The sequence below is a fragment of the Acinetobacter sp. S4397-1 genome (genome assembly GCF_024129285.1).
Classification (GTDB): domain Bacteria; phylum Pseudomonadota; class Gammaproteobacteria; order Pseudomonadales; family Moraxellaceae; genus Acinetobacter; species Acinetobacter lwoffii_C.
Window position 1 is genome coordinate 52,966 of the sequence record NZ_JAMXXZ010000006.1, and the last position, 25,867, is coordinate 78,832.

Consider the following 25,867-nt stretch of genomic DNA (forward strand, 5'->3'; position numbering starts at 1 on the left):
TTATTTTACTTCGATCAGTTCAACATCAAAAATCAGGGTGCTATTCGGTGGAATGGTGCCCGGAACACCTTGTTCACCATAGCCCAGTTGTGAAGGGATATACAGGGTCGCTTTCCCACCTTCTTTCATCAGTTGCAGGCCTTCGGTCCAGCCTGGAATCACCTGATTTAAAGGAAATTCAATAGGTTCACCACGTTCAACTGAGCTGTCAAATACCGTACCATCGACCAGTTTGCCGCTATAGTGAACTTTAACCACCGAGCTGGCTGCCGGAGATTTACCGTTACCTTCCTGAGTAACCCGATATTGCAGGCCAGAAGCAGTGGTTTTGACCCCCGGTTTTTTTGCATTTTCAGTCAGGAAAGTATCGCTAGAAGCTTGGGCTTCTTTGGCACTGTTCAGCTGTTTTTCCTGCATTTCTTTCTGGAACTGCTCATAAGCCGCCTGTAATTCTTCTTCTGTATAAGCCGGTGCAGTACGGGCATGTCCTTCACGTACACCGGTCACAAAGCTATTAATATCAAGTTCAGGTGGCGTTTGATGGGCCACTTCATAACCGAGTGCATAGCTGATTTTGGCAACCGCAGAGGCATCTTTAGATGCTTTTGTAGTTTGGGTCGCGGGGTGTTGAGATGCATAGTAAACAGGTACTAGCGCGGCACCGCCCAGAAGAACAGCGACAGCAATCGGTAAGGCCTTACTCATGTATTATTCCAATCTAATGTTATCATTGAAGTTCATTCCATCTTAGCAGAAAATTTTAAGAAATCTTGTAGAGTGCGTGGATTTTTAGCAAGCAAATGCACCCGCTGTGTTTAAAATAAAAGATAAAAAACCAGCAATTGCCGGTTTTTTAATTGTTTGGATTTTAATCATGGTTGGAGAATGTCTAGACACAATGATTGCCCAACCAAAATTATATTTTGCCAAGAACCTAGTAGGAAAATAAGCCTTTTTCTAAAGGAAATTCAATCCCAATTGAGGCACCGCCATCATTGCCATGGAGGTCTGAATCACTGATCCAGCCATTTAATTTCAGAGGAATATCGGGGCGTAAATAATGGGTCCAGCTCACATCAACAGCTTTTAATTCATCCTGCACTGGAAAAGCTAAATTGGTAGTTCGGTTAGATTCATTCAACTTGGCAAACAGCACCCGAGCATTAACCCGATTGAGGCGATCGAAACGAATATCACCGCCTACTGAAATCATTTGACCATCCCCACCCATGGCATGTGCCAAGGGATAACCATGCTGATAAAACCCATCGGTATATACACTGTGATTATAGGAAACACCTCGGGCCTTGCCATTGGTACGGGTATCCGCCCATTCGGTATATAGCTGGAAGGGCATATTCTTATAGCTAGAAGAATAATCGACCCCAGCCAAATACATTTTTTTTGCTGGTAAGCCACCGGCTTCATCTTCACCAATATATTGTGCATACATCCCCATTGGGACGTGCACCAGCGGTTGTAGATTTAAGCGCGCATCAAAACCGGCAATTTGATTGGATGGATCAGGTTCACCTGTGCCGCCATTGTCTTTATTACCGACAAAAGCATCCCAAAGTGAGCTCAGGCTTTCAGGTCGTCCTTCACCTCCCCACTGAATAGCACGCGATGCACCCAGCTCTAAATAGGGTAAAGGTTGTGCGGTGACACGTAAGCCAATTAATTTAGCATCAGGTACAGCATCGTAGTCATCCAGTTGTCCGGCAAAGGCTTGATATTGCCAAGGCCCAATCCAGGACAGCCATTGGTTGGCAAAAGCATTCTGTTCGGCACGCTGCATGGTCACACCATATACCGGACGACTGGCATCACCCCGAATTAAGCTGCCATCATGACCGGGTCCCCAGTAGGTCGGAATTTGTCCAGCAATCAGCCATTGATTCCATAATTTACCTGCAATATAAGACCCTTCAACATTCACATCTTGATCATGATCAATCTGCGGATCTTTTTCTGCATTCACGCGAAGTCTGGCATCCCAATTTTGACTGCCTGCATTTAATTCTAAACCCGCTTGGTATTGAGCTTTTTGCTGGTCGCCAAAGGCTTGAGGAAGATGTTTTTGATCTGTCTCTGCAAACAGGGATGCTTTGAGTAACTGGTTACTGGCATTCAAATGAGCCATGACAGAATCAATGACTTTTTGCTGATTATTATTGCTGATTTTTGCCTGAGAAAGCGCGCGTTGAATTTCATCACCACTCATTGGCCAGGTTGACGTGCTGATTTGAATCACACCTTGCTGATTTAACCAGTTTAAATCGGTGCGCAGGTCTTGGTCATTTAAAACGATGCCTTGGGCAAAGGTCAGTGAGGAGCTTAATGCCAAGCTGGCAAGCAGTGTTTTTGATTTAAACATTCTTGTATATTCTCAGGAGTTTTAAACTGTAACCACGATAGGGTTTTTAGTTGATTTTTTCAACAATGATCATTTGGAATAAATGTAATAGAAGGTGATTTCACACCTTGCTTGAAGCAGGATGTGAAATCTAAGTTTAGACTGAATTAGTCCTGGTCTTTATTTGCGGTATAAGCATAGGCATAGTTATAACCATAACTATAACCACCATTGGCTTTTTGTACATCATTCAGAATGACACCATTGACTTTGACATTGGCCTGTTCAAAGCGATTGACCGTGATTTCCAGTTCTTTGATTTGTGTTTTGGCATGACGGGCAACCAATAAATTTACACCCGCATATTGCGCAATAATAATCCCGTCAGTCACTGCAAGCACAGGCGGGGTATCAATCAGTACATGATCAAATCGGGTAGATACCTGATCCAAGAAATTCTTGAATTGATCAGTACTTAATAGTTCAGACGGATTGACCGGACTTTTACCACGTGTCACAAAAAACAGGTTTTCCACGCTTGCACTTTGAACGACATCGTCGTAGTTGTTTTGATGATTCAACAATTCAGCTAAACCTGGTTGTACCTCGGCATTAAAGTACTTATGTAAATAGCCACGACGCATATCACCATCTATCACTAATACCCGTTTCCCCCCTTGTGCCAGAATCGTGGCCAAGTTCACTGCAATAAAAGACTTACCGATTTCAGGCGCAGGGCCACTCAGGGCAATAATATTATTCTCGGCGCTGCTAAGGGCAAAGTGAATCGCGGTACGCATACTACGCAGGCTTTCAATGGCAATATCACCGCTATCCTTCACCGCAAGAATTGGAATATGCTTTTTCTTCTTCAGAAGTTTGATACGACTCTCTTGAATCAGTGAACGAGGAACAGTGGCATAAACCGGCAGATCCAGTTCGTTTTCAATTTGTGCTGCATCTTTAATCCCTGAACGCATCATATTGCGCAGCAGAGCAAGCAGTGTTCCGAGAAAACCGCCCAGGAAAATTGATAAAATCAGGATCTGAAGCTTTTTCGGTTTAATGGGTTCAATGGGCGCCACTGCAGTATCGACAATCCGCACATTCCCAATTTCACCGGCTTTGGCGATATTCAGCTGTTGATAGGAATTGAGCAGCGAGGTATATAACTGCTGTTTGACTTCTACTTCACGGTAGAGCTGTAAATAGCGACGCTGCAAGTCCGGGAGCTGCTTTAAGGTGCTGCTGAGTTGTTCAATCTTTTTATTGATTGCGCCTAACTGGGCATTCATTTGCTGCATGACCGGATGTTCTGCCGTATAACGTGCAGACGCTTCAGCGACTTTCTGTTCAAGTTCCGCTTTTTGAGTTTCTAACGCAATGCTTTGAGTTAAATATAATTCAGATTCTTTGGTCACATCGACGGTATTATATTGCTGACGGAACTGGTTGAATTCACGTTCTGCAACATCCAGTTCTTGACGTAACTCAGGAAGCTGCTCATCCAGAAATTTTAAGGTTTGAGCTGATTCAGCAGAGCGGCGTTCGATATTCTGCTGGCTATAAGCCGATAAAATAGTATTCAGGACTTGGGTAATATGCTGTTTGTCTTGACCCTGATAGCTCAGTCCCAGTACACCGGTCATTTTACCTTTTTCGGCCACCGAATAATTATTCAACAGCGTTCGTACCGCAGCAGGCAAGCTCTGCTTTTGGATATAATAACTCGCTGCTGGATGATCCTGACTATAAATCGCAACTTTCCATAGGCCATATGCCGACTGGGACTGGCTAAGCTGGTTCAGTGAAGCTGAAAAAACAGTCTCGTCTGTATTTGGATCAGTCAGGCTATACTGGTTGTTTCTGAACGTTAACAGCAGGCTTTTGTCCCTAAAGTAGGCAGGGACCTGAAACTGGCGTACATCAAAGCTTTGCTGATTATCCTTGAAAAGAACAGAATTTTTGGAATATTCCACATCATATTCATGTTTTTTTAATAAGCGATTCCAGGTGTTATCTTCTGCACTTGCAATCACCACGTCTAAATTGAGGTCGTTGATTACTGAACCTAAAACCAGACGGGATTTTAGAATTTCAATTTCTGCCTGAGCAGGGGACTTCTGCTCAATCATAGTAGATAAATCACCCAGTAGGGCAGCAGAAGCGCCTTTACTATCTTCCACCTGTACCAGCGCATCTACCGCATAGGTGTTGGGGGTAATTCTTAAATAGAAGAGTGCTGCAATCAAGCTCAGCAGTACACAGAGGGCGATCAGTTTCCATTGAGCAATTAAAGAGAAAAATAACTCTTTTAAATCAATAGTATCTTCAGTATTGGTATTTTGGCTCATAATTGTCATTCAAAAAATTAAATATGTTTTTTCCAGTCAGCAACGCATTGCTGGATTTGCTGACAGGTGCTGTCAAAAAATGCCTGATCATGTTGATAAGGATCGGCGATATCTTTTGACTGCCAATGTCCCAAACGGAAAGTTTTGCCTTTGGCAAAAGGCCAGGTTTTTTCAATATGCTGTTGCTGGTTTTTGCTCATGACCAAAATCAGATCCGCCTGTTTGACCATCTCGCTATTCAGCTTTCGGGCAACATGACTCTGCATATCAATGTCAAAACCCTGCATGCAGTGTTGAGCCTTTGCATCAGCCGGATAGCCGACCATGCCTGAGATTCCTGCTGAATGAATAGTCAATTCAGGAAATTCTTGTTTTAAAAAAAACTCCGCCATAGGACTACGGCAAATATTACCAATACACACGACGAGAATATTACGAAACTGCATTATTGCCCCAGACGATCAAGATTATACAACGCATTTGAGAATGGAATAATCTGGTTCACGACACGTTGCCAGCGTGCCAAACCTGATGCATCGACATAGACAATATCATTGCTGCGCATTTTAAACTGGTTGGCCAGACCAAAGTCACCAATACTGCTCAAATCTAGATGATAGATTTCGGTCATGGCATGGTCTGAGGCACTACGCACCACATAAATTTTGCTGCGACTTGCAGAAAGTGGATTTAAGCCCAGGCTTTCCCCAATCACATCACTCAGGCTCATGCCCTGATCCCGCATTGGGAGAGACTGATTTTTACCAGATTCACCCATGACATAGACTTTCTGGTTTTCACGGCTGTTCACATACAGGGTGTCATTGGGCTGAATCAGCAGATTGTGCAGAGACAGACCTGCTTTTTCCAGTTCCACTGTATTCAAGTTATAGGTACGCCCCTGACGTACCAGGCTGATTGAGGCGTTATCGCCTTGCTGGGCGTTTACCCCACCTGCCATACCTAAAGCTGTATAGACACTGACTGGCTGATCACTGAGATAGAATTGACCGCCCTGCATCACATTGCCTTGTACTGAAAAGCGCTGACCTTGATAAGACAAGACCCGTACAATGACATCGGGGGTTTTTAAATAGCGTGCAAGCTGGCTGCGCAGTTCTGAATACACCTGAGCAAGTGACTTGCCAGCAGCCTTGTAGCGACCAATAATCGGGAACTGGATATAACCCTGTGAGTCAATCTGGTAACCATTCGACTCGACTGCTTTTTCATTGCTGATGGTATTGGTAGGAGGGGTAATTTCAGGATAGGCCCATAAATAAATAGAAAGAATATCGCCAGCGCTTAAACGGTAGTTTTTATGAGGGGTATTAAATAAGGCGGTCAAATGGGCTGGACTGGCTTGTGCGGGCTGAAGCGCAAATAAATTATCTTGGGTCAGTCGAATGACATTCACTCGAGTGCCGGCCTCGGTCTGATAGATACCTTCACTCGGCAGGTCAGAAGTTTGTAAGCCAGAGGTGACCGCACAGCCAGTGGTGGCAATGCCACATGCCAATAAAATAGCCAGTTGAAAGTGTTGCACACGAAATTCCATTATTAAATTTTTTAAAAAGTTTTAAATAAATTGCGGCTATTTTACCGAACTTGTCAAATAGGTATATAGCATTTTGTAATCAATTTTCCTGTTTGATCAAACCCTTCGGGTGAGCATAATAATGAGAAAAGTGAGTATGGCGCTAAGTTAAATTGAATTATGTGAATTTTCACAAAAAGCCTACATCATAATTGGCTTTTCAAGAGGATGAACATAAAACGTCATAGAAATTCCTTGATTTTCTGCTAGTATTCCTGCCGAAAGATTTAATCTTCATAAGTACAGTACATAAATAAGGCGTTAAAATGCTATCTATTGTAGATTTAAAAATTGCGGTGATTGGTCTAGGTTATGTGGGCTTGCCACTGGCGGTTGAATTTGGGAAAAAAGTACCTGTAGTCGGTTTTGATATCTACCAAAAACGAATTGATGAACTTAAAAGTGGCCAAGACCACACCCTTGAGGTTTCCCCAGAAGAACTCAAACAGGCAACCCAGTTGAGTTATTCAGCAAATTTAGAAGATTTAAAAAGCTGTAACTTTTTTATTGTGACTGTGCCGACGCCGATTGACCAAGTTAATCGTCCTGATTTGAAACCTTTACAGAAAGCCAGTGAAACTATTGCTAAGGTCCTTAAGGCTGGAGATATCGTTGTCTATGAGTCTACGGTATACCCGGGTGCAACCGAAGAAGTGTGTATTCCGGTGTTAGAGCAAGTGTCAGGGCTTAAATTTAATGAAGACTTTTTTGCCGGTTATAGTCCAGAGCGGATTAACCCAGGTGATAAAGTCAATACACTGACCAAAATCAAAAAAATCACTTCTGGCTCTACTGCGGAAGTTGCCACTTTCGTTGATCAGGTTTACAACACCATTATTACAGCTGGAACGCATAAAGCTACCAGTATCAAGGTGGCTGAAGCAGCAAAAGTTATTGAAAATACGCAACGTGATTTAAATATTGCTTTAGTAAATGAGTTGTCGGTAATTTTCGAACGCCTTGAAATTGATACCTTGGATGTATTAGAGGCCGCAGGAAGCAAATGGAACTTTTTACCATTCCGTCCAGGGTTGGTCGGTGGTCACTGCATTGGGGTTGATCCTTACTATCTGACGCACAAAGCGGAAGAGGTTGGTTATCATCCTCAAGTGATTTTGGCGGGTCGTCGCATTAATGACAACATGGCACGTTATGTAGCCCGAACAACCATCAAGAAAATGGTCAAAAATAATATTGATGTGACGAAAGCAACAGTTGGGATTTTAGGGGTTACCTTTAAAGAAAATTGTCCAGACATTCGAAATAGTAAAATTGTAGATCTGATTAAAGAATTTGATCAATGGGGTGTGAAAGTCGCAGTGTGTGATCCTTGGGCAGACGTTGAAGAGGTCAAACGTGAATACGGAATTGAACTGGTTGAAGTAAATGCCGAACATCCTGTAGATAGCCTGATTATTGCTGTAGGCCATAATGAATTTCGTAATTTAAGTCCTGAACAATTACGTGCATATACCCAGGGTGAGAAGCCAGTACTTGCGGATGTAAAAAGCTTGTTTAACCGTGATGATATGGTTGCCCAGGGCTTTACAGTATTCCGTCTCTAAGAGTAATTGATTTTTAAAAGTGAAAAACATGAAAAAATTTGCCTTGATTGGTGCTGCTGGTTATATCGCTCCACGTCACTTAAAAGCGATTAAAGAAACAGGTAATGATTTAGCGGTTGCAATGGATGTCAATGACTCTGTAGGGATTATGGATAGTCATTTTCCTGAAGCTGAATTCTTTACTGAATTTGAAGAGTTTGAAGCGTATGTTGAAGATCAGAAGCTGAAAGGTCAGAAATTAGACTACGTTGCGATTTGCTCACCAAACTATTTACATGCGCCTCATATGAAATATGCCCTAAAAAATGGTATTGAGGTGATCTGTGAAAAACCATTAGTTTTAAATTCAGAAGACTTAAATCTGTTAGCTGAATACGAAAAACAATATGGTGCAAAAGTAAACTCAATTCTTCAATTGCGTCTGCATCCATCAATTATTGCTTTACGCGATAAAGTGCAGGCTGCGCGAGCAGATAAAGTTTTTGATGTAGATTTAACTTATCTGACATCACGCGGTAAATGGTATTTAAAATCATGGAAAGGTGTAGATAAAAAATCTGGTGGCGTAGCAACCAATATTGGTGTGCATTTTTATGACATGCTGCATTTTATTTTTGGCAAAATCGTTAAAAATGAAGTGCATTATCGTGATGAGAAAACAGCATCAGGTTATTTGGAATATGAACGTGCCCGCGTACGTTGGTTCTTGTCTATCGATGCAAATAACTTGCCGTCGAATGCTGTAAAAGGTGAAAAGCTGACTTATCGTAGTATTACTATTGAAAATGAAGAATTAGAGTTTTCAGGCGGTTTTACCGATCTACATACACAAAGTTATCAGCGTATTTTAGAAGGTAAAGGTTACGGTGTGGAAGAAAACCGCGCAGCAATTGAAACAGTTGAAGTCATTCGTGTTGCTCCTATTGTGGAAAACCCTGCGAACCCACATCCACTATTAGCTAAAGTAAAATAAATCAGGGAATGATTATGAGTTTTTATCAACATGAAACAGCGATTGTTGATGAAGGTGCGCAAATTGGAAGCGATTCACGAGTTTGGCATTTTGTTCACGTATGTGGCGGTGCCAAAATCGGTCAAGGCGTATCTTTAGGACAAAACGTATTCGTTGGCAATAAAGTCGTGATTGGTGACCATTGTAAAGTCCAAAATAATGTATCGGTATACGATAACGTGACCTTGGAAGAGGGTGTCTTTTGCGGACCGAGCATGGTTTTCACCAATGTATATAATCCACGCTCATTGATTGAACGCAAAGACCAATATCGCAATACTTTGGTCAAAAAAGGTGCAACGCTGGGTGCAAACTGTACTATTGTTTGTGGTGTAACGATTGGTGAGTATTCATTTGTGGGTGCAGGTGCAGTGGTCAATAAAGATGTACCGGCTTATGCATTGATGGTGGGTGTTCCTGCAAAGCAAATTGGTTGGATGAGTGAGTTCGGTGAACAGTTGGATTTACCTTTAACCGGTCATGCAGAATCTGTGTGTTCACATACAGGTGTGATATACCGATTATCGGGTAGCACTGTAATCAAAGAACAGGCATAAAAATGATTGAATTTATTGATTTAAAAGCGCAGCAAGCTCGTTTAAAAGATAAGATTGAAGCGGGTATTCAAAATGTATTAACCCATGGTCAATATATTTTAGGCCCTGAAGTTGCTGAACTCGAAGAAAAACTTGCTGCTTATGTAGGTGCAAAATACTGTATTACCTGTGCCAATGGTACCGACGCCTTGCAAATTGCCCAAATGGCATTTGGGATTGGTCCGGGTGATGAAGTGATTACGCCTGGATTTACCTATATTGCCACTGCTGAGACAGTTGCAATATTGGGTGCGACGCCTGTCTATGTCGATGTAAATCCAAAAACATATAATTTGGATGTTAAACAATTAGAGGCAGCGATTACCCCACGCACCAAAGCGATTATTCCTGTTAGTCTGTATGGTCAATGCGCAGATTTTGATGCAATCAATGCAATTGCAGCGAAGTATAATATTCCTGTTATTGAAGATGCAGCGCAAAGCTTTGGTGCAACGTATAAAGGTCGTAAAAGTTGTAATTTGACTACAGTGGCTTGTACGAGTTTCTTCCCAAGTAAGCCTTTAGGTTGTTATGGGGACGGTGGTGCGATTTTTACCAATGATGATGAGCTCGCCAAAGTGATTCGTCAGATTGCACGTCATGGGCAAGACCGACGCTATCATCACATTCGTGTAGGTATGAATAGCCGTTTAGATACATTGCAGGCTGCAATTCTTTTACCAAAACTTGAAATTTTGGATGAAGAAATGCAAGCACGTCAGCGTGTTGCAGAAACCTATACTAAACTGTTTAGTGTAGCGGGTATTGATACTACGCCATTTATTGAAGCACATAATCAAAGTGCATGGGCGCAATATACGATTCAAGTGGAAAACCGTGATAATGTGCAAGCAAAGTTGAAAGAGCAGGGTATTCCTACAGCAGTGCATTATCCAATTCCATTGAATAAGCAGCCAGCAGTTGCAAATGCGAATATAAGCTTGCCTGTTGGTGATGCAATTGCAGAGCGTGTTATGAGCTTGCCTATGCATCCTTACCTGAATGAAATGGATTTGAAAACCATAGTAGTTGGAGTGGTGGGTTGAAAAATATAAAACTTCTTACATCAAGATACCCATATGGTGTTGGGGAGCAGTTTCTTGAAGAAGAGATCATTCATTGGGCAAAATGGGATAGCGCATGTACTTTAGAGGTGATGCCTTTTGTAAAGGATGGTAATCTAAGGTATTTACCAGAAGAAATAAGGGTAAATGAATCTTATTCATTTAAAATTAATTATATTTATTTCTTTGCATTAATTACTTTCTCATTTTTTTGGAAAGAAATTATATATTTGATAAAAAGTAAAAAATTTAGCTTTAAAAATTTATTAAAGTTAATTAAATATGGGGTTTTAATAGTACAGTCATATAATCAATTAAAAAAAAGTGGTTTAGGGACGGATTATATATATAGTTATTGGTCTAATTTTAGCTCCTATGGTGCATTATTGTATAAAATGAAAAAAAATAATGTGAAAGTTGTAACTAGAATTCATCGTTTTGATTTATATGAAGATTTATATGAAAAAAATTATATGCCATTTAAAAGGCAGTTTATTAATGAATATGATGCTATATTTGTTTTGTCGCAAGAGGGAAGGAGTTATTTAACTGATAACTTTTCGGTTTTAGATGCTAAAATTATTCTAATGCCATTAGGTGTTAAAGTGGATGAAGCGATCATAAATTACGAAAAAGTAAGTGAATGTATTAAGATAGTCAGTGTATCAAATTGCATAAAAGTAAAGCGAATTGATAAAATTATTGATGCATTAAAGAAATTGGAAGGAGTAACTTCAAAAAAAATAATTTGGCACCATTATGGAGATGGTATTTTAAAAAATAAACTAATAGATTATGCGAGTCGTCAATTAGAAAAAATTGAATTTGAGTTTAAAGGTAATATTGAAAATTCAGAACTTCAGAAGAAACTTGTTATAGAAAAATATGATTTGATTATAAATGCAAGTGAGAGTGAAGGCGTGCCTGTTTCATTGATGGAAGCAATGGCAAAAAAAATTGTCCCAATAGCACCAGATGTTGGAGGAATACGATTTCTTGTAAATCAACAAAATGGATTTTTATTAGATAGTTCGTGTGAAGTTGAAGATATATATAATTCTGTAATAAATTATTTGAATCTTTCGGAGAGTGAGCAGAATTATATCCAGTCTAATGCATTTAATATCATTAACACTAATTATAATTCTGAAAAAAATTATAATAAATTTATTGAGTATTTTGTGCGATAAATATGAATAAAATCTTACAATATGCAATTGGACCAGTGGGTGTTGGTATTCTCTCGCTTGCAGTAGTACCAATTTTAGCTTGGTCATATGATGAGAAGGCAATTGCTGGGTATGCTATAATACAAGCTCTAATGGCTTTTTCAACATTGATTCTCACATTTGGTGTGGATCAGTCATTTGTAAGAGAATATTTTGATTCGGAAAATAAACCGCAACTATTTAAAAATACAGCAATAGTAATATTCATGCCAATGGTTTTAGTATTGTTGTTACTGAATATAATTTTTTATAAAAAAATTAGTTTTATTTTGTTTGGTGTAGAGTCACAATTAATCACTATTTTAATAATGATTTCATTTTTTTTAGTGGTGTTAAATCGATTACTTTCACTAATTCAACGCATGGAAAACCAAGCTTTACTGTTCTCTTTAAGCCAAATATTACCTAAGTTTTTTTTCCTAATTATTATTTTATTACCTTCATTTGGTTTGTTTTCTCCAAGTTTTCAAATATTGATGTTTGCTTATTTCTTTTCAATTTTGATGGTAAACATTTACTTTATACTTGTTAATAAATCACTAATTTTAAGATCATTTAAGGAGGAATTGAGTCAAAAAATAATTATTAATTTATTGAGATATGGTTTTCCTTTGTTAATATCAAATTTTTTATTCTGGGGTTTAAGATATTTAGATAGGTTTTATGTTAAAATATTTTCAAGTGATTATGAGTTGGCATTATATACAATCGCAATAAGTTTAGCTGGAGGTGTTGCAATTTTTGGTAGTATTTTTAATACAATTTGGACACCAAAAGCTTTTCTTTTACATAAAAATGGGAAACTAAATTCTCATATTATTAATAAGATGGTAGTAGCTGTCAGCTTAATAGGTTTGTTGTTTGTAAGCATTATATTTGTCTTGAGTCCAGTTCTTTCTTTATTTTTTCCACAAAAATATATTTCAATTATTTATTTACTTCCATTGCTTGTGCTCCCAACTTTATTTTATACAGTTGCCGAAGTATCTGGAATTGGAATTTCAATCACTAAAAATACTACTAAAATGATTTATGTTTCTTGTATAAGCCTTATATTACATTTTATATTGAGTATGCTTTTAATAGTCAAGCTTGGTGCTTTGGGTGCTGCAATATCCATCGCAGTAGCATTTTATTTTTATTTGCTATTAAAAACACTTTTTTCGGCAAAAGTATGGAGTAAGAGTTTTAGTAAATTAGGGTTAGGTATCAATTTGATATGCCTAATGTATTCATTGGCTATAGGTTTTCGATGGATATGATCTTTCATTTTGTCGAGGAATTATTTGTATGATACTTAATGCTAATAAGTTAATACCAATCTTTATTTTTTTTATTTTGTGTGGTTCTTTTTTTTATATCATAGTGCCTGCTGTAAGTCTATCATTTATAATCACTATTATTTCTATTTTATTTGTATTGAAAAATAAGATAGCCAAATATAATGTTGATATTTTATCAATAGTAGTTTTTAGTTATTTTGTTTTTTTAGCTACAGTTGGTTTATTAGTTAATCCTAGTTATGAAAACTTACAATATTTAAAATCTTTTGTATCAATCTTGATTGTTTTTATGTTTTTTTTGGGTCTAAGGAATAAAGGATTTTCTTTTTTTAATAGTATATTAGTTTTTACTTTTTTTATTTTTTCAATAGCGTTACTTCAATTTTCTTTTTTGATGACTGGTTATGGGATTAATCCTGTTATAAAATCTTTAGAAGGTTATGACTTAAACTTAAATACTTATGGGGTTAGGTCTATTTTTTCAAATCCTAATGACTTTTCTGTAATATTGATTTTATTATCAGTCTATTTTTTTATAAGCCAAAAAAGCAATTTACTAATTTTGAGTGGTTTTTTTGTTTTTTTTGCAGGTTCAAGGACAGCAATGTTTTTGTATAGTCTTTTACTTTTACTATTTTATTTCAAACAGATCAATATAAAAAAAATTATAAGTCTTATTTCACTCATGGTTTTTTCTTTCATAATTTATGTTTTTTACCTAAAAAATAATGCTGATTTATATTCGATTAGAAGGTTTTCTAATATTTTTACAGATTTGGGTGGTGATGGCTCTATTCAAGTTAGATTTAGTAATATAGTTGTTTTCTTTGATAATTTTTCATCTTTGTATTTCGGGGGATGGGCTGCTAAGAGTTACTCTATTTATTCTGATCCAATTTTTTATGTTAATCCACACTCTTTTATCATAGAAATAGTACTGTTGTATGGAATTTACGGATTAATATTTTTAACTGGTATCTTTTTTACGGTGGCTCTCTATTTGTCTAAAAATAGTAATATTTCAACATTGGAAAAAATAATTTGTGGATTTATTTTTTTTATGATTACTTTTGTGCCATCTTCTATTCTTAATTTTCCGACATTTTGGGCATTACTTTTTATTATTTTGGTAAGCCATGAAAAAAAAGGTAGTATCAATGTATAAAATAGCGCATTTATCATCAGCTCACCCTAGATTTGATACTCGTATTTTTGTTAAGCAGTGTTGCTCGCTTGGTAAACAATTTGATACTTATTTAGTTGTTGCGGATGGTAAAGGTAATGAAAATATTCATGATGTTAATATTGTCGATGTTGGTATTTATTTAGGACGTAAAAATAGAATTTTAAATGCTACTAAAGCGGTATATACAAAAGCGGTAGAATTAAATGCAGATTTATACCATCTTCATGACCCAGAGCTTATTCCAATTGGTTTAAAACTCAAAAAATTAGGAAAAAAAGTCATATTTGATGCGCATGAGGATTTGCCTAACCAGATTCAATCCAAACATTACTTAAATTCTATTACAAAAAAAATTTTATCTTTTTTAGTAAAAAAATATGAACAATATGCTTGTTCAAAACTAGATGGTATTGTGGCTGCTACACCATTTATTCGTGATAAATTTTTAAATATTAATACTAATACAATTGATATTAATAACTTTCCTAAAACTGAAGAATTCATAAAAATTAAGCATTCAAATGTAACAGACAATAATCATGTTTGTTACATTGGTGGTTTAGCGGATGTGCGTGGAATTACTCAAATGGTAGAAGCTCTTGATTTTGTAGATGATACGCGATTACTTATTGCTGGTAATTTTGCTGATGCTAATTTGGAAAGTAAAGTAAAGCAAATGAACGGTTGGAAAAAAGTAGACTTTCTTGGCTATGTAGATAGAGAAGGTATTCAAAATACATTGTCTAAATCATTTGCTGGGCTTGTGGTACTACACCCGACACAAAGCTATCTCGATTCTTTGCCAGTTAAAATGTTTGAATATATGTGCGCCGGTATACCTGTAATTGCTTCTGATTTTCCATTATGGCGTAGCATTGTAGATGAAGCACAGTGTGGGCTTTGTGTTGATCCATTGAATCCATCTGCAATTGCTAGCGCGATTAAAACTTTAAATACAAACCGTATTGAAGCTAAAAAAATGGGTGAAAATGGTCGTATAGCTGTTCTTGAAAAATATAATTGGAATATTGAAGAACGAAAGTTGTTTGAATTTTATTCTAAAATTTTAGGTTAATAATATGTCCTCTTTAGAAACCATTTGGCTCATTAACCAATATAGCTCAACACCTGAAACAGCTATGGGCGGAAGGCATTATTATCTTGCGCAAGAATTGGCAAAGCAAGGTCATCAGGTTTATGTGATTGCTGGACGTTATAGCCATCTTTTAAGAAATCCAAAGCAATTTTCTGAAAAATATTTAATTGAAGAAATTACGCCTAATTTTTCCTTTGTATGGGTGAATTTACCTGAATACCAAGAAGCTCACAGTAAACAACGTGTGCTAAATTGGTTTAAATTTTCTTGGGCGCTGACAAAATTGCCATCAATTATTACAGACCGACCAGATGCAGTTTTATATTCTTCTCCGTCACCTATTGGCTACTTAGGAGCTAAATTTCTCGCAAATAAATTTAAGGCTAAATTTATTTTTGAAGTCCGAGATATTTGGCCTTTAACATTAATTGAGCTGGGTGGGCATTCTCCTAAGCATCCATTTGTTCGATTCATGCAATGGATTGAAGATCGAGCATATAAACAGTCAGATTATGTATTCTCCAATCTATTCAATGCCGTAGAACATATGACGAGTAGGGGGTTAAACCCCAAAAAATTTCATTGGATTCCCAATGGAATATCAATAGATGAGGTGATGTATAAGGAAGACTTATCTCTAGAAGTTCTAGCACAGTTACCAAAGAACAAATTTATTGTTGGCTATACAGGTACAATAGGGGTAGCAAATGCGATAGATGATCTAATTGAGGCTGCTAAATTATTATCAGCATATAAAGATATTCATTTCGTACTTGTCGGGGCAGGGAAAGAGAAACAGCATTTAGTTCAAAAATCATTAGATTTAGAATTGGATAATATTACATTTATTGATGCAATTCCAAAAAAACAAATTCAGTCTATGCTAAATACATTTGATATTTGCTATATAGGCTGGCAAAAAAATTCTCTTTACCGTTTTGGTATAGCGCCAAATAAGCTGCCTGAATATCTTTTTTCAGCTAAGCCTATAATTCATGCTTTTTCTGGAAAAGGCGACATTGTTGAAATTGCGGATGCTGGTTTAACTATTAATGCTGAAAATCCAGCATTAATTGCGGAATCAATCTTGCAGCTATACCATTTACCTGAACATGAGCGCCAAGCAATGGGACAACGCGGAAAGGCATACGTCTTACAGCATTTAGACTATTCTAAAATAGCAACAAAACTTGAAACTATTGTCTTGCAAAAGTGATTGAGATTAATGAAAAGATTACTCGATATTATCATCGCCTCCATTGCCCTGATCCTGCTTTCACCATTTTATGCCTTTGTCGCTTACAAAGTGAAAAAAAATCTGGGTTCTCCGGTCTTGTTTCGCCAGGTACGTCCCGGCTTACATGGCAAGCCTTTTGAGATGATCAAATTCCGAACCATGAAAGATGCTGTGGACGAGCAGGGTAATCCATTGCCAGACAGTGAGCGTTTAACGCCTTTTGGCCAAATGCTGCGCTCTACCAGTCTGGATGAAATGCCGGAACTCTGGAACGTGATTAAAGGCGATATGAGTATTGTCGGCCCACGCCCATTACTGATGGAATATCTGCCACTGTACAGCCCTGAACAAGCCAAACGCCATGATGTAAGACCGGGCATGACTGGTCACGCGCAGGTCAATGGCCGCAATGCGATTGGCTGGGAAGAAAAATTTAAACTCGATACCTGGTATGTCGAAAATCAGTCGATTTGGCTCGACTTTAAAATTATGTTTAAAACGGTACATAAGGTTTTAGCAAAAGATGATATCAGTGCCGAGGGAGAAGCGACCATGACACGCTTTACTGGCTCACAACGCAAGGACGAAATATAATGAAAGCTTTATTTATTGCTGTGTATGGTGCAAGTGGTTTTGGTAAAGAAGTTATGCCATTGGTTCGCCAGCAATTTCCTACCTTAGCCAAAGAAAACTTCGTTTTCATCGATGATGGCCAAGCTGGCAATAATTTAAATGGCTATGCTGTTCTAAGTTATCAGGATTTTCTCGCCAGACCACATACCCATAAGGCTGTAACCATTGCTATCGCAAATAGTCAAGTTCGTGAAAAACTGGTTCAGCGTTTAAATGAGGACCAGATACAGCATCTAGATATTCATGCAGGCAATACAGTTATTCTAGATGAGGTCCATATTGGTGAAGGGAGCTTACTTTGTCCTTTCACTTGTCTGACATCCAATATCAAAATTGGAAAATTCTTTCATGCCAATATTTATAGCTATATCGCTCATGACTGCATCATTGGTGATTATGTCACCTTTGCTCCTGGGGTGAAATGCAATGGTAATATCCATATCGAAGACCATGCCTATATTGGTACAGGTGCCGTGATCAAACAGGGTACACCTGACAAACCTTTGGTGATTGGCAAGGGTGTCGTAGTCGGTATGGGCGCAGTAGTCACCAAAAGCGTACCACCGGGCGTCACGGTGATCGGTAATCCGGCACGAATTCTAGAGAAAAAATAAGCTTTTCAATTTTAAAAATTCAGGACACATCATGTTAAATACTGTATTTGAACCATGGCCAAGTTTTACTCAGGAAGAAGCGGATGCAGTTTCCCAGGTTTTATTGTCGAATAAGGTCAACTACTGGACCGGACAGGAATGCCGTGAGTTTGAAAAAGAATTTGCCCAGTTTGCAGACACCCGGTATGCAGTGGCATTGGCCAATGGAACCGTGGCGCTCGATGTGGCTTTAAAAGCACTGGGTATCGGGGCAGGGGATGATGTCATTGTCACCTCACGTACCTTTCTGGCTTCAGCCAGTTCTATTGTGACCGCGGGAGCAAATCCAATTTTTGCCGATGTTGAACTGGATTCACAGAATATCTCGCGCCGTACCATTGAAGCAGTCATTACGCCGAATACCAAGGCTATCATTTGTGTCCATCTGGCCGGCTGGATGTGTGACATGGACCTGATCATGCAACTGGCTGCCGATAAAGGCCTGTATGTGATTGAAGACTGTGCACAGGCGCACGGCGCGAAATATAAAGGCAAATCTGCCGGTTCAATCGGACATATCGGTGCCTGGTCTTTCTGTCAGGACAAGATCATGACCACAGGGGGTGAAGGCGGTATGGTCACCACCAATGATGAAGAGCTGTGGAAAAAAATGTGGTCCTATAAAGACCATGGCAAGAACTTTGACAGTATTTATAATAAACAACATCCGCCGGGTTTCCGCTGGCTACATGACTCCTTTGGTACCAACTGGCGCATGATGGAAATGCAGGCGGTGATCGGTCGTATCCAGTTGAAAAAGATGCCGGAATGGACGCGCAAACGTACTGAAAATGCTAAAAGAATCTTGGCTTGTTTTGAAGATAGCCCTTATTTTACAGTACATACACCGGATGCTGACTATACGCATGCTTGGTATAAATGCTATGTGCAGGTCAATACAGAGGCTTTACCCGCAGACTGGTCACGTGACCGGATTATGGCAGAAATTAATGCTCTAGATGTACCATGTTTTAGTGGATCTTGCTCAGAAGTGTATTTGGAGCGTGCATTTGATGGCACAGCATGGCGTCCTCAGGAGCGTCTCAAGAATGCCCAACAACTGGGTGAAACCAGCTTAATGTTTTTAGTTCATCCGACCTTAACAGAAAATAATATTCAGGCATCTGAGCACAGCATTCGTCAGGTGATTAGTCGTATATAACTTTTTAACAGCTTAAATATATAAAATGTGCAATCAACAGTGCATTTTATATATTTGTTTAGCTTTTAGCCTGCTTTTTAGCTAAGAGTTGCTTAAAACTTATAAATAAATTTGAGAAGACATCTCACGTGAAATCAATCATCCTACCTTTAGTCGAATCTCCTCGTACTGCCAAAAAGATCTTCCTGGTAGCACTTGATTTTTGTATTTTCCCTGTGCTGATCTGGCTATGTTATGCCATTCGCCAGTTCGATCTGGGCGCAGAAGTGGTTCCCAATATCCCTTTTGGTGCGCTTTGGGTAAGTGCAATTGCTGTCGTGGCCCTCTTGGTGAGCGGAAGCTACCAGTTTATTGTTCGTACGTTTAATGAATTTTTTATTGTTAAACTCGGGCTGGCGACCATTCTGACCGTAACAGGCTTGTATTTACTGGCTTATAGCACCCATGCTTTTATTCCAACATCCATCCCCCTGATGTTTGGCTTTATGATGTTTGCCTGGGTCTGGTTGAGTCGCGGGGTAATTCGCCTGATTGTCCGTTCCTATTTACAGTCCGGTATACCCAAAAAAAGAATTGCGATTTATGGCGCAGGGGATGCCGGGCAGCAAGTGGCAGCCACCTTGTACCGTTCCGATGAGCATTTACCGGTATTTTTTATAGATGATAATCTTTCTTTAAGTGGGCAGAATATTGGCGGAATACCCGTCTATACGCCCCAGGTTGCGCTCAAATGTCTGGCTAAACTGGGTATTGATGAAATTCTGGTTGCCCTGCCTTCGGTTGGGCGTAGCCGTAAAAGTGAAATTATCAAGTTTCTGGAACCGGCTCATTTAAAAATTACAGAAATTCCCGGGCTAACCAAGCTGGTCAATGGTGAAATTCGCGTTTCTGATATTCAGGAAATCGATATTATTGATTTGTTAGGCCGTGATCCGGTACCTCCTGTGGCCGAGTTACTGGAAAAAAATATTAAGCATAAAGTCGTGATGGTCACCGGTGCTGGTGGATCGATCGGTTCAGAACTCTGCCGCCAGATTATCAAAAATCAGCCTGCCAAAATTGTGATTTATGAACTGACTGAATTCGCCCTCTATAGTATTGAAAAAGAGTTACGCCTCACCGCCAGCTGTGAAATTATTCCAATTTTGGGTTCAGTCTTAGAAGAAGCCAAACTGGAACGCGTCATCGAGCAGTATCAGGTACAAACGGTTTATCATGCCGCTGCCTATAAACATGTGCCACTGGTTGAGTGTAATCCACTGGCGGGCTTAAAAAATAACGCCGTTGGAACTGCCTTTAGTGTGAATGCTGCGGTGAAGAAAGGCGTTGAAACCTTTGTGTTAATTTCAACCGATAAAGCCGTACGTCCCACCAACGTGATGGGGGCGACCAAGCGGATGGCCGAGCTATATTGTCAGGCCATGGCGGAAGCTCAGGATCAGACCCAGATCAGTATTGTCCGTTTTGGTAATGTGCTGGGGTCTTCGGGCTCAGTGGTGCCGTTATTTAAACAGCAGATTTCCAAAGGTGGCCCGATTACGGTCACTCATCCCGATGTCACCCGTTTCTTTATGACCATTCCCGAAGCCTCTCAACTGGTGATTCAGGCCGGTGCGCTGGGGCAGGGCGGAGATGTCTTCCTGCTGGATATGGGCGAGCCGGTACGGATTCAGGATCTGGCCCGTCAGATGATTGCTCTCAGTGGCCTGAAAGTGCGAGAAGCTGGCAGTCAGGCGGGCGATATTGAAATCCAGTACTCGGGTTTACGTCCTGGCGAAAAACTTTACGAAGAATTACTCATTGATGCAGATAATACCGAAGTGACACAACACAGCCGGATTTTACGTTCTTATGAAAAAATGTATCCTCTGGATGAATTATTGCAGGTTTTTGAGCGCTTTAATGCGTTAACTGCAGTGCAATCGGATATTGATTGGGCATTAAGCCAGCTGGAGCACTATGTTGATGGTTATCAACGTGGTAAAGAAGTGAAAGTGAATTAAAATATTGAGGTCAGGTTATTCCATATGATTAAGAAGGCGATTTTACCTGTTGCAGGTTTAGGTACCCGTTTTTTACCGGCCAGTAAATCAATTCCAAAAGAAATGGTCACGGTGGTTGACCGTCCTGCAATTGAATATGTGGTGAAAGAAGCGATTGCTGCCGGGATTGAACAGATTATTTTAGTCACTCATAGTTCCAAAGCATCGATTGAAAATTATTTTGACCGTAATTTTGAACTTGAAACCACCCTGGCGCAAAAACAGAAAACCGATTTGCTGAAGGAAATTACTGAAATTTTGCCGGCGGGCGTGAGTGTGACGAGTGTACGTCAGCCACAGCCCTTAGGTCTGGGCCATGCGGTCCTGTGTGCCAAAGCCGTGATTGGCGAGGATGATTTCGCGGTATTGCTGCCTGATGTACTGGTCAAAGATCAGCAGCAACACAATGATCTGTCCCGTATGATCCAGCATTATGAGCAGTCACAGGCTGCCCAGATTATGGTCGAGGCTGTGCCTGAGCATCTGGTCGATCAGTACGGCATTGTGGATGTCGCGCATTCGCCAGCAGAAGGCGAAAGCATCGTGATGCAGGGGATTGTAGAAAAACCGGCCATCGGAACGGCTCCCTCTAATCTGTCAGTGGTTGGCCGTTATATTCTGCCGGCAAAAATCATGCAGCTGCTGGAGCAGACTCCCAAAGGTGCAGGCAATGAAATCCAGCTGACCGATGCGATTGCCCTGTTACAGCAAACTGATCCGGTTGAAGCTTATCGTATGCAAGGCCAGACTTTTGACTGCGGGAGCAAGCTGGGTTATCTCAAGGCGGTTTTACACTATGGGGTTGATCATCCTCAACTTGGAGCTGAGTTTAAGGCACTGATTCAGGAACTGGCACAATAACAAAGGAAGATTATGAAGGTCGCAATATTAGGAAGAACCCTGTTTTCAGGGGTATTTGCTGCTCTTTTGTCTGAATGCGGTCATCAGGTGGTGTGGTGTAATAGCTTTACGGCCGATGAGCCGCCGCCGAATTTTCAGGATGAGTCCTTAAATTTTCTGCTCCAAAAGCAGGAGCAATCCCGGTTTTTAAATTATTGTGACTTTCAGCACCTGGATTTTAATCAGGATGTGTTTTTTCTGAGTTTTAATCCGACTGAAGAAACACTGGCCCTCCAGGTGGTCGATACCTTAAGCCATGCCTGTTTGGCGCATCCGAAACTGATGATTAATGCATCTACCTTGGGCTTACAAGGCACACAGCGTTTTCAGCACTCTCTTCCCAATGATGATTGGGTTTATCTACCTGATATTATTCAGGAAGGTAATGCTGTGCAGAGTTTTGTACAGGCTAGCCAACTGATTGTAGGCTGTGACCGTCAAGAAGTGCAGCTCAAAATTAAAGAACTGCTCAGACCTCTATTTCCGCGTGCCCAGCAATACCTGTTTATGCCGATTCTCGATGCAGAATTTACCAAGCTCAGTATTTCCGGCATGCTGGCGACCCGCATCAGTTATATGAATGATCTGGCCCGGGTTGCCGAAAAACTAGGCATTGATATTGAGCAGGTCCGTCAGGGCATGACCGCAGATAGCCGGATTGGGGCTGCCTACCTGTTCCCGGGCGTGGGCTTTGGCGGTGAAAACTTTTCTCATGATATCCGCACGCTCACCCATGCTGTAGCAGACTCGGGAGTGAAGAGCCAGTTGCTGGGGCAGGTCTGGGAAATTAATGAGCAGCAGAAGGAGTTTTTATTTCGCAAGCTGTGGAATTATTTCCGGGGAGATTTACAAGGGAAAGTGATTGCGATCTGGGGGGGGGCCTTTAAGGAAAATACCCCGAGTATCCAGCAGTCTCCGGTGCATGCCATGCTGGAAGCCTTATGGGCACAGGGAGTGACGGTGCAACTGCATGATCCTCAAGCCTTGGCCAATATCCAGTCTCGATATGGTACACGAGATGACCTGATTTTATGTGAGGATCAATATCAGGCCGCTGAAGGAGCACATGCCCTGTGTTTGCTGACTGCCTGGAAACAATACAGCAGTCCGGACTATTTGCACTTAAGTAAACTGATGCAACATCCCCTGATTCTGGATGGACGTAATCTCTATGATCCTGCTTATAGCAAGGCGCGTGGTTTTAATTATATCGGGGTGGGACGCTAATGTTAGATCAGCTGAAAAATCCTCAAACAGAAGACCTGTATAAAAAACTTTATGCAGTTAAAAATGAAATTGAATCGCTACATTTAAGACAGCTGTTTGAAGCAGATCCGACACGCTTTAAGCAATATTCCCTGCAGTTTGAACAGGTCATTTTTGACTATAGTAAACACCGGATCAATCCGCAGGTAATGCAGCACCTGATTCAATGGGCAGAAGCCAACCATCTGCGCTCCTGGATTGGAGACTTATTTTCAACCCAGAGCATCAATTATACTGAACAGCGTGCTGCTATGCATTGGGCTTTACGCCTGCCCAAAGACGATTCGCGACATGCCGAGCAGGCCGCAGAAGTGCATGAGCAACTGGACCGCATGTATATGCTGGTCGAGCAGATTCATGCAGGACAGCGCCGGGGTGCCACGGGTGAAGTCATTCAGGATGTGGTGAATATTGGCGTCGGTGGATCAGACCTGGGACCGTTAATGGTGACGCATGCCCTGTCCGACTTTAAATATCCGTCTGCCCGGCCGCTAAATGTACATTTCGTTTCGACCATGGATGGCAGTCAGTTATCGGACCTGCTGCATCAGCTGCGTCCAGAAACCACCCTGTTTATTATCTCTTCCAAGTCTTTTGGAACGATTGATACCTTATCTAATGCCCAGACGGTGCGTTTATGGCTGGAAAAGGCACTGGGACAGCATCCTTATATTTTGAAGCATCATTTTATCGGGGTATCTACCAAGCCTGAAAAAATGACCGCATGGGGGATTGCAGCAGAGAACCAGCTACTGTTATGGGATTGGGTCGGTGGACGTTATTCTCTCTGGTCCTGTATCGGTTTGCCTATTGCCTTAAGCATCGGGGTCGAGGGTTTTAAACAGCTGCTTGCCGGTGCTTATGCAGTGGACCAGCATTTTCAGTATCAGCCCCTGGAACAGAATATTCCGGTGCTGATGGGACTATTGGGGGCCTGGAATACCAATTTTCTGAATATTCAGACCCATGCGATTCTGCCTTATGACGGACGCTTAAAATATTTTGCCTCTTATTTACAGCAGCTGGAAATGGAATCGAATGGGAAATCGATTCAACGCAACGGCGACAAGGTGCAACTGGATACCTGCCCGATTATTTGGGGCGAAGTCGGACCGAATGCCCAGCACGCATTTTATCAGTTACTGCATCAGGGAACCCAAGCGGTCAGCTGTGACTTTATTGCACCCATTCAGCGTTATAACAGCCAGCAGTTTACCTATGCGGATAATGCAGAGTCCTTAATTGAACAGCATCATCTGGCGCTGTCTAACTGTCTGGCCCAGTCGCGCTTATTGGCCTTTGGCAATGATGCTCTGGATCAGACCGAGCTACAAAATCTGCCAAGCTACAAGCAGTATGAAGGCAACCAGCCTAGCAGCACCCTCTTATTACAGGAACTTAATCCTTATAGTCTGGGGATGTTGATTGCATTGTACGAACATAAAGTCTTTGTGCAGTCGGTGCTCTGGAATATTAATCCATTTGACCAGTGGGGCGTTGAAAAAGGCAAGGAGATTGCCAATCAGCTCCTGCCGATCCTGAATGGGGAGCAGACGGGTTTGAAGGGTCTAGATGGTTCGACTCAAGGTTTAATTCAGATTTTATTAGGAAAGCAGCATGGCTAATATTTTAGTGACGGGTGGGGCGGGTTATATCGGCTCACATACCTGCGTAGAGTTATTGACTGCCGGACATGAAGTGATTGTGCTGGATAATTTATCCAATAGTTCTGCTGAATCTTTAAGACGTGTACAGCAGTTGACACAAAAAAACCTGACATTTGTTGAAGGCGATATTCGGGATAGCCAGTTACTCGATCGGCTGTTTCAGGACAATCCGGTCGATGCAGTAATTCATTTTGCTGGTTTAAAGGCGGTAGGCGAGAGCCAGCAAATTCCACTGGCCTATTTCGATAACAATATTGCCGGATCCATCAGCCTGGTGCAGGCCATGCAGCGCGCCGGTGTATTTAAGCTGGTGTTTAGTTCATCAGCCACCGTCTATGATGAAGCGAATAGTTCTCCTTTAAATGAACAGATGCCTACCGGTATGCCCAGCAATAACTATGGTTATACCAAGCTGATAGTCGAACAACTATTACAAAAAGCCGCAATTGCAGATACGCGCTGGTCGATTGCCTTGCTGCGTTATTTTAACCCGGTGGGTGCCCATAAAAGCGGGCAGATCGGTGAAGATCCTCAAGGAATCCCCAATAATCTGATGCCGTATGTGACGCAGGTGGCGGTCGGGCGTCGGGACAAACTGTCTATTTTCGGTCATGATTATGACACTATTGATGGAACAGGGGTGCGCGACTATATTCATGTGGTAGATTTGGCCAATGCGCATTTATGCGCATTAAACAACCGTTTGAATGCACAGGGTTGCCGTGCCTGGAATATTGGTACAGGTAACGGAATTTCTGTTCTTCAGGTCAAAAATACTTTTGAACAGGTCAACGGGGTCAATATTGCATTTGAATTGGTCGGGCGTCGGGAAGGTGATGTCGCGATTTCATTTGCTGACAATACCCGTGCTGTACAGGAATTGGGCTGGACACCGCAATACACTCTGGAGGATATGCTCGCAGATAGCTGGAACTGGCAAAAGCAGAATCCAGAAGGCTACCGGTAAAA

The 25,867-nt window shown here is 40.7% G+C and carries 22 protein-coding genes; 17 read left to right on the forward strand and 5 right to left on the reverse strand.

Annotated features, from left to right (window positions below; all coding sequences use genetic code 11):
* From NI467_RS05220 to NI467_RS05240, 5 genes are all read right to left on the reverse strand, one after another.
* A complete protein-coding gene (locus NI467_RS05220) occupies positions 1 to 705 on the reverse strand; it encodes an FKBP-type peptidyl-prolyl cis-trans isomerase (protein ID WP_253151399.1) in 705 nt (234 codons plus the stop codon).
* A gap of 229 nt (positions 706 to 934) precedes the next feature.
* Positions 935 to 2,377: a capsule assembly Wzi family protein gene (locus tag NI467_RS05225; RefSeq protein ID WP_253151401.1), complete on the reverse strand. Its 1,443-nt coding sequence runs from the start codon at positions 2,375 to 2,377 to the stop codon at positions 935 to 937.
* Between the two features lie 146 nt (positions 2,378 to 2,523).
* Positions 2,524 to 4,710 carry a polysaccharide biosynthesis tyrosine autokinase gene (locus NI467_RS05230; RefSeq protein WP_253151404.1) on the reverse strand — a complete coding sequence of 729 codons (2,187 nt, stop codon included), beginning with the start codon at positions 4,708 to 4,710 and terminating at the stop codon, positions 2,524 to 2,526.
* A gap of 17 nt (positions 4,711 to 4,727) precedes the next feature.
* A complete protein-coding gene (locus NI467_RS05235) occupies positions 4,728 to 5,156 on the reverse strand; it encodes a low molecular weight protein-tyrosine-phosphatase (RefSeq protein WP_151204299.1) in 429 nt (142 codons plus the stop codon).
* Positions 5,156 to 6,256: a polysaccharide biosynthesis/export family protein gene (locus tag NI467_RS05240; protein WP_253151406.1), complete on the reverse strand. Its 1,101-nt coding sequence runs from the start codon at positions 6,254 to 6,256 to the stop codon at positions 5,156 to 5,158. Before NI467_RS05240 ends, NI467_RS05235 begins: the two co-directional genes overlap by 1 nt.
* A gap of 317 nt (positions 6,257 to 6,573) precedes the next feature.
* On the opposite strand from NI467_RS05240, the gene tviB reads away from it, so the two are divergent.
* The 17 genes from tviB (at position 6,574) to galE (ending at position 25,865) form a co-directional block, all read left to right on the forward strand.
* The gene (gene tviB, locus NI467_RS05245; RefSeq protein WP_253151408.1) at positions 6,574 to 7,872 is read left to right on the forward strand and encodes a Vi polysaccharide biosynthesis UDP-N-acetylglucosamine C-6 dehydrogenase TviB; all 1,299 of its coding nucleotides are present in this window, start codon (positions 6,574 to 6,576) and stop codon (positions 7,870 to 7,872) included.
* Between the two features lie 28 nt (positions 7,873 to 7,900).
* A complete protein-coding gene (locus tag NI467_RS05250; protein WP_253151417.1) occupies positions 7,901 to 8,845 on the forward strand; it encodes a Gfo/Idh/MocA family protein in 945 nt (314 codons plus the stop codon).
* 14 nt (positions 8,846 to 8,859) lie between these two features.
* Positions 8,860 to 9,441, forward strand: coding sequence for a UDP-2-acetamido-3-amino-2,3-dideoxy-D-glucuronate N-acetyltransferase (gene wbpD / locus NI467_RS05255; protein WP_253151419.1), 582 nt, complete (start codon positions 8,860 to 8,862; stop codon positions 9,439 to 9,441).
* A gap of 2 nt (positions 9,442 to 9,443) precedes the next feature.
* Positions 9,444 to 10,526 (forward strand): DegT/DnrJ/EryC1/StrS aminotransferase family protein, encoded by a 1,083-nt coding sequence (locus tag NI467_RS05260; protein ID WP_253151421.1) that lies wholly within the window; start codon positions 9,444 to 9,446, stop codon positions 10,524 to 10,526.
* Positions 10,523 to 11,734 carry a glycosyltransferase gene (locus NI467_RS05265; protein ID WP_253151424.1) on the forward strand — a complete coding sequence of 404 codons (1,212 nt, stop codon included), beginning with the start codon at positions 10,523 to 10,525 and terminating at the stop codon, positions 11,732 to 11,734. Before NI467_RS05260 ends, NI467_RS05265 begins: the two co-directional genes overlap by 4 nt.
* Before the next feature lie 2 nt (positions 11,735 to 11,736).
* Positions 11,737 to 13,035: an oligosaccharide flippase family protein gene (locus tag NI467_RS05270; RefSeq protein ID WP_253151427.1), complete on the forward strand. Its 1,299-nt coding sequence runs from the start codon at positions 11,737 to 11,739 to the stop codon at positions 13,033 to 13,035.
* 28 nt (positions 13,036 to 13,063) lie between these two features.
* Positions 13,064 to 14,221, forward strand: coding sequence for an O-antigen ligase family protein (locus NI467_RS05275; RefSeq protein WP_253151429.1), 1,158 nt, complete (start codon positions 13,064 to 13,066; stop codon positions 14,219 to 14,221).
* A complete protein-coding gene (locus NI467_RS05280) occupies positions 14,193 to 15,317 on the forward strand; it encodes a glycosyltransferase (protein ID WP_253151430.1) in 1,125 nt (374 codons plus the stop codon). Before NI467_RS05275 ends, NI467_RS05280 begins: the two co-directional genes overlap by 29 nt.
* Positions 15,318 to 15,321: 4 nt before the next feature.
* A complete protein-coding gene (locus NI467_RS05285; RefSeq protein ID WP_253151432.1) occupies positions 15,322 to 16,554 on the forward strand; it encodes a glycosyltransferase family 4 protein in 1,233 nt (410 codons plus the stop codon).
* A gap of 9 nt (positions 16,555 to 16,563) precedes the next feature.
* Positions 16,564 to 17,169: a sugar transferase gene (locus NI467_RS05290; RefSeq protein ID WP_253151434.1), complete on the forward strand. Its 606-nt coding sequence runs from the start codon at positions 16,564 to 16,566 to the stop codon at positions 17,167 to 17,169.
* A complete protein-coding gene (locus NI467_RS05295) occupies positions 17,169 to 17,822 on the forward strand; it encodes a NeuD/PglB/VioB family sugar acetyltransferase (RefSeq protein WP_253151444.1) in 654 nt (217 codons plus the stop codon). The genes NI467_RS05290 and NI467_RS05295 overlap by 1 nt, the downstream gene beginning before the upstream one ends.
* A gap of 31 nt (positions 17,823 to 17,853) precedes the next feature.
* Positions 17,854 to 19,023 (forward strand): DegT/DnrJ/EryC1/StrS aminotransferase family protein, encoded by a 1,170-nt coding sequence (locus tag NI467_RS05300; protein ID WP_253151446.1) that lies wholly within the window; start codon positions 17,854 to 17,856, stop codon positions 19,021 to 19,023.
* Positions 19,024 to 19,151: 128 nt separating this feature from the next.
* The gene (locus tag NI467_RS05305; RefSeq protein ID WP_174660469.1) at positions 19,152 to 21,026 is read left to right on the forward strand and encodes a nucleoside-diphosphate sugar epimerase/dehydratase; all 1,875 of its coding nucleotides are present in this window, start codon (positions 19,152 to 19,154) and stop codon (positions 21,024 to 21,026) included.
* Between the two features lie 24 nt (positions 21,027 to 21,050).
* Positions 21,051 to 21,926, forward strand: coding sequence for a UTP--glucose-1-phosphate uridylyltransferase GalU (gene galU, locus NI467_RS05310; RefSeq protein WP_253151448.1), 876 nt, complete (start codon positions 21,051 to 21,053; stop codon positions 21,924 to 21,926).
* Positions 21,927 to 21,938: 12 nt separating this feature from the next.
* Positions 21,939 to 23,192: a nucleotide sugar dehydrogenase gene (locus NI467_RS05315; RefSeq protein ID WP_253151459.1), complete on the forward strand. Its 1,254-nt coding sequence runs from the start codon at positions 21,939 to 21,941 to the stop codon at positions 23,190 to 23,192.
* Positions 23,192 to 24,856: a glucose-6-phosphate isomerase gene (gene pgi / locus NI467_RS05320; protein WP_253151461.1), complete on the forward strand. Its 1,665-nt coding sequence runs from the start codon at positions 23,192 to 23,194 to the stop codon at positions 24,854 to 24,856. Before NI467_RS05315 ends, pgi begins: the two co-directional genes overlap by 1 nt.
* Positions 24,849 to 25,865, forward strand: coding sequence for a UDP-glucose 4-epimerase GalE (gene galE, locus NI467_RS05325; protein ID WP_253151463.1), 1,017 nt, complete (start codon positions 24,849 to 24,851; stop codon positions 25,863 to 25,865). The genes pgi and galE overlap by 8 nt, the downstream gene beginning before the upstream one ends.
* Positions 25,866 to 25,867: the final 2 nt, after the last annotated feature.

What these genes read in the sequence shown, in the direction of transcription:
- NI467_RS05220 (WP_253151399.1), bottom strand. Translation starts at nt 705, where the DNA reads ATGAGTAAGGCCTTACCGATTGCTGTCGCTGTTCTTCTGGGCGGTGCC.
- NI467_RS05225 (WP_253151401.1), bottom strand. Translation starts at nt 2,377, where the DNA reads ATGTTTAAATCAAAAACACTGCTTGCCAGCTTGGCATTAAGCTCCTCA.
- NI467_RS05230 (WP_253151404.1), bottom strand. Translation starts at nt 4,710, where the DNA reads ATGAGCCAAAATACCAATACTGAAGATACTATTGATTTAAAAGAGTTA.
- NI467_RS05235 (WP_151204299.1), bottom strand. Translation starts at nt 5,156, where the DNA reads ATGCAGTTTCGTAATATTCTCGTCGTGTGTATTGGTAATATTTGCCGT.
- tviB (WP_253151408.1), top strand. Translation starts at nt 6,574, where the DNA reads ATGCTATCTATTGTAGATTTAAAAATTGCGGTGATTGGTCTAGGTTAT.
- NI467_RS05250 (WP_253151417.1), top strand. Translation starts at nt 7,901, where the DNA reads ATGAAAAAATTTGCCTTGATTGGTGCTGCTGGTTATATCGCTCCACGT.
- wbpD (WP_253151419.1), top strand. Translation starts at nt 8,860, where the DNA reads ATGAGTTTTTATCAACATGAAACAGCGATTGTTGATGAAGGTGCGCAA.
- NI467_RS05260 (WP_253151421.1), top strand. Translation starts at nt 9,444, where the DNA reads ATGATTGAATTTATTGATTTAAAAGCGCAGCAAGCTCGTTTAAAAGAT.
- NI467_RS05270 (WP_253151427.1), top strand. Translation starts at nt 11,737, where the DNA reads ATGAATAAAATCTTACAATATGCAATTGGACCAGTGGGTGTTGGTATT.
- NI467_RS05275 (WP_253151429.1), top strand. Translation starts at nt 13,064, where the DNA reads ATGATACTTAATGCTAATAAGTTAATACCAATCTTTATTTTTTTTATT.
- NI467_RS05280 (WP_253151430.1), top strand. Translation starts at nt 14,193, where the DNA reads ATGAAAAAAAAGGTAGTATCAATGTATAAAATAGCGCATTTATCATCA.
- NI467_RS05285 (WP_253151432.1), top strand. Translation starts at nt 15,322, where the DNA reads ATGTCCTCTTTAGAAACCATTTGGCTCATTAACCAATATAGCTCAACA.
- NI467_RS05290 (WP_253151434.1), top strand. Translation starts at nt 16,564, where the DNA reads ATGAAAAGATTACTCGATATTATCATCGCCTCCATTGCCCTGATCCTG.
- NI467_RS05295 (WP_253151444.1), top strand. Translation starts at nt 17,169, where the DNA reads ATGAAAGCTTTATTTATTGCTGTGTATGGTGCAAGTGGTTTTGGTAAA.
- NI467_RS05300 (WP_253151446.1), top strand. Translation starts at nt 17,854, where the DNA reads ATGTTAAATACTGTATTTGAACCATGGCCAAGTTTTACTCAGGAAGAA.
- galU (WP_253151448.1), top strand. Translation starts at nt 21,051, where the DNA reads ATGATTAAGAAGGCGATTTTACCTGTTGCAGGTTTAGGTACCCGTTTT.
- NI467_RS05315 (WP_253151459.1), top strand. Translation starts at nt 21,939, where the DNA reads ATGAAGGTCGCAATATTAGGAAGAACCCTGTTTTCAGGGGTATTTGCT.
- pgi (WP_253151461.1), top strand. Translation starts at nt 23,192, where the DNA reads ATGTTAGATCAGCTGAAAAATCCTCAAACAGAAGACCTGTATAAAAAA.
- galE (WP_253151463.1), top strand. Translation starts at nt 24,849, where the DNA reads ATGGCTAATATTTTAGTGACGGGTGGGGCGGGTTATATCGGCTCACAT.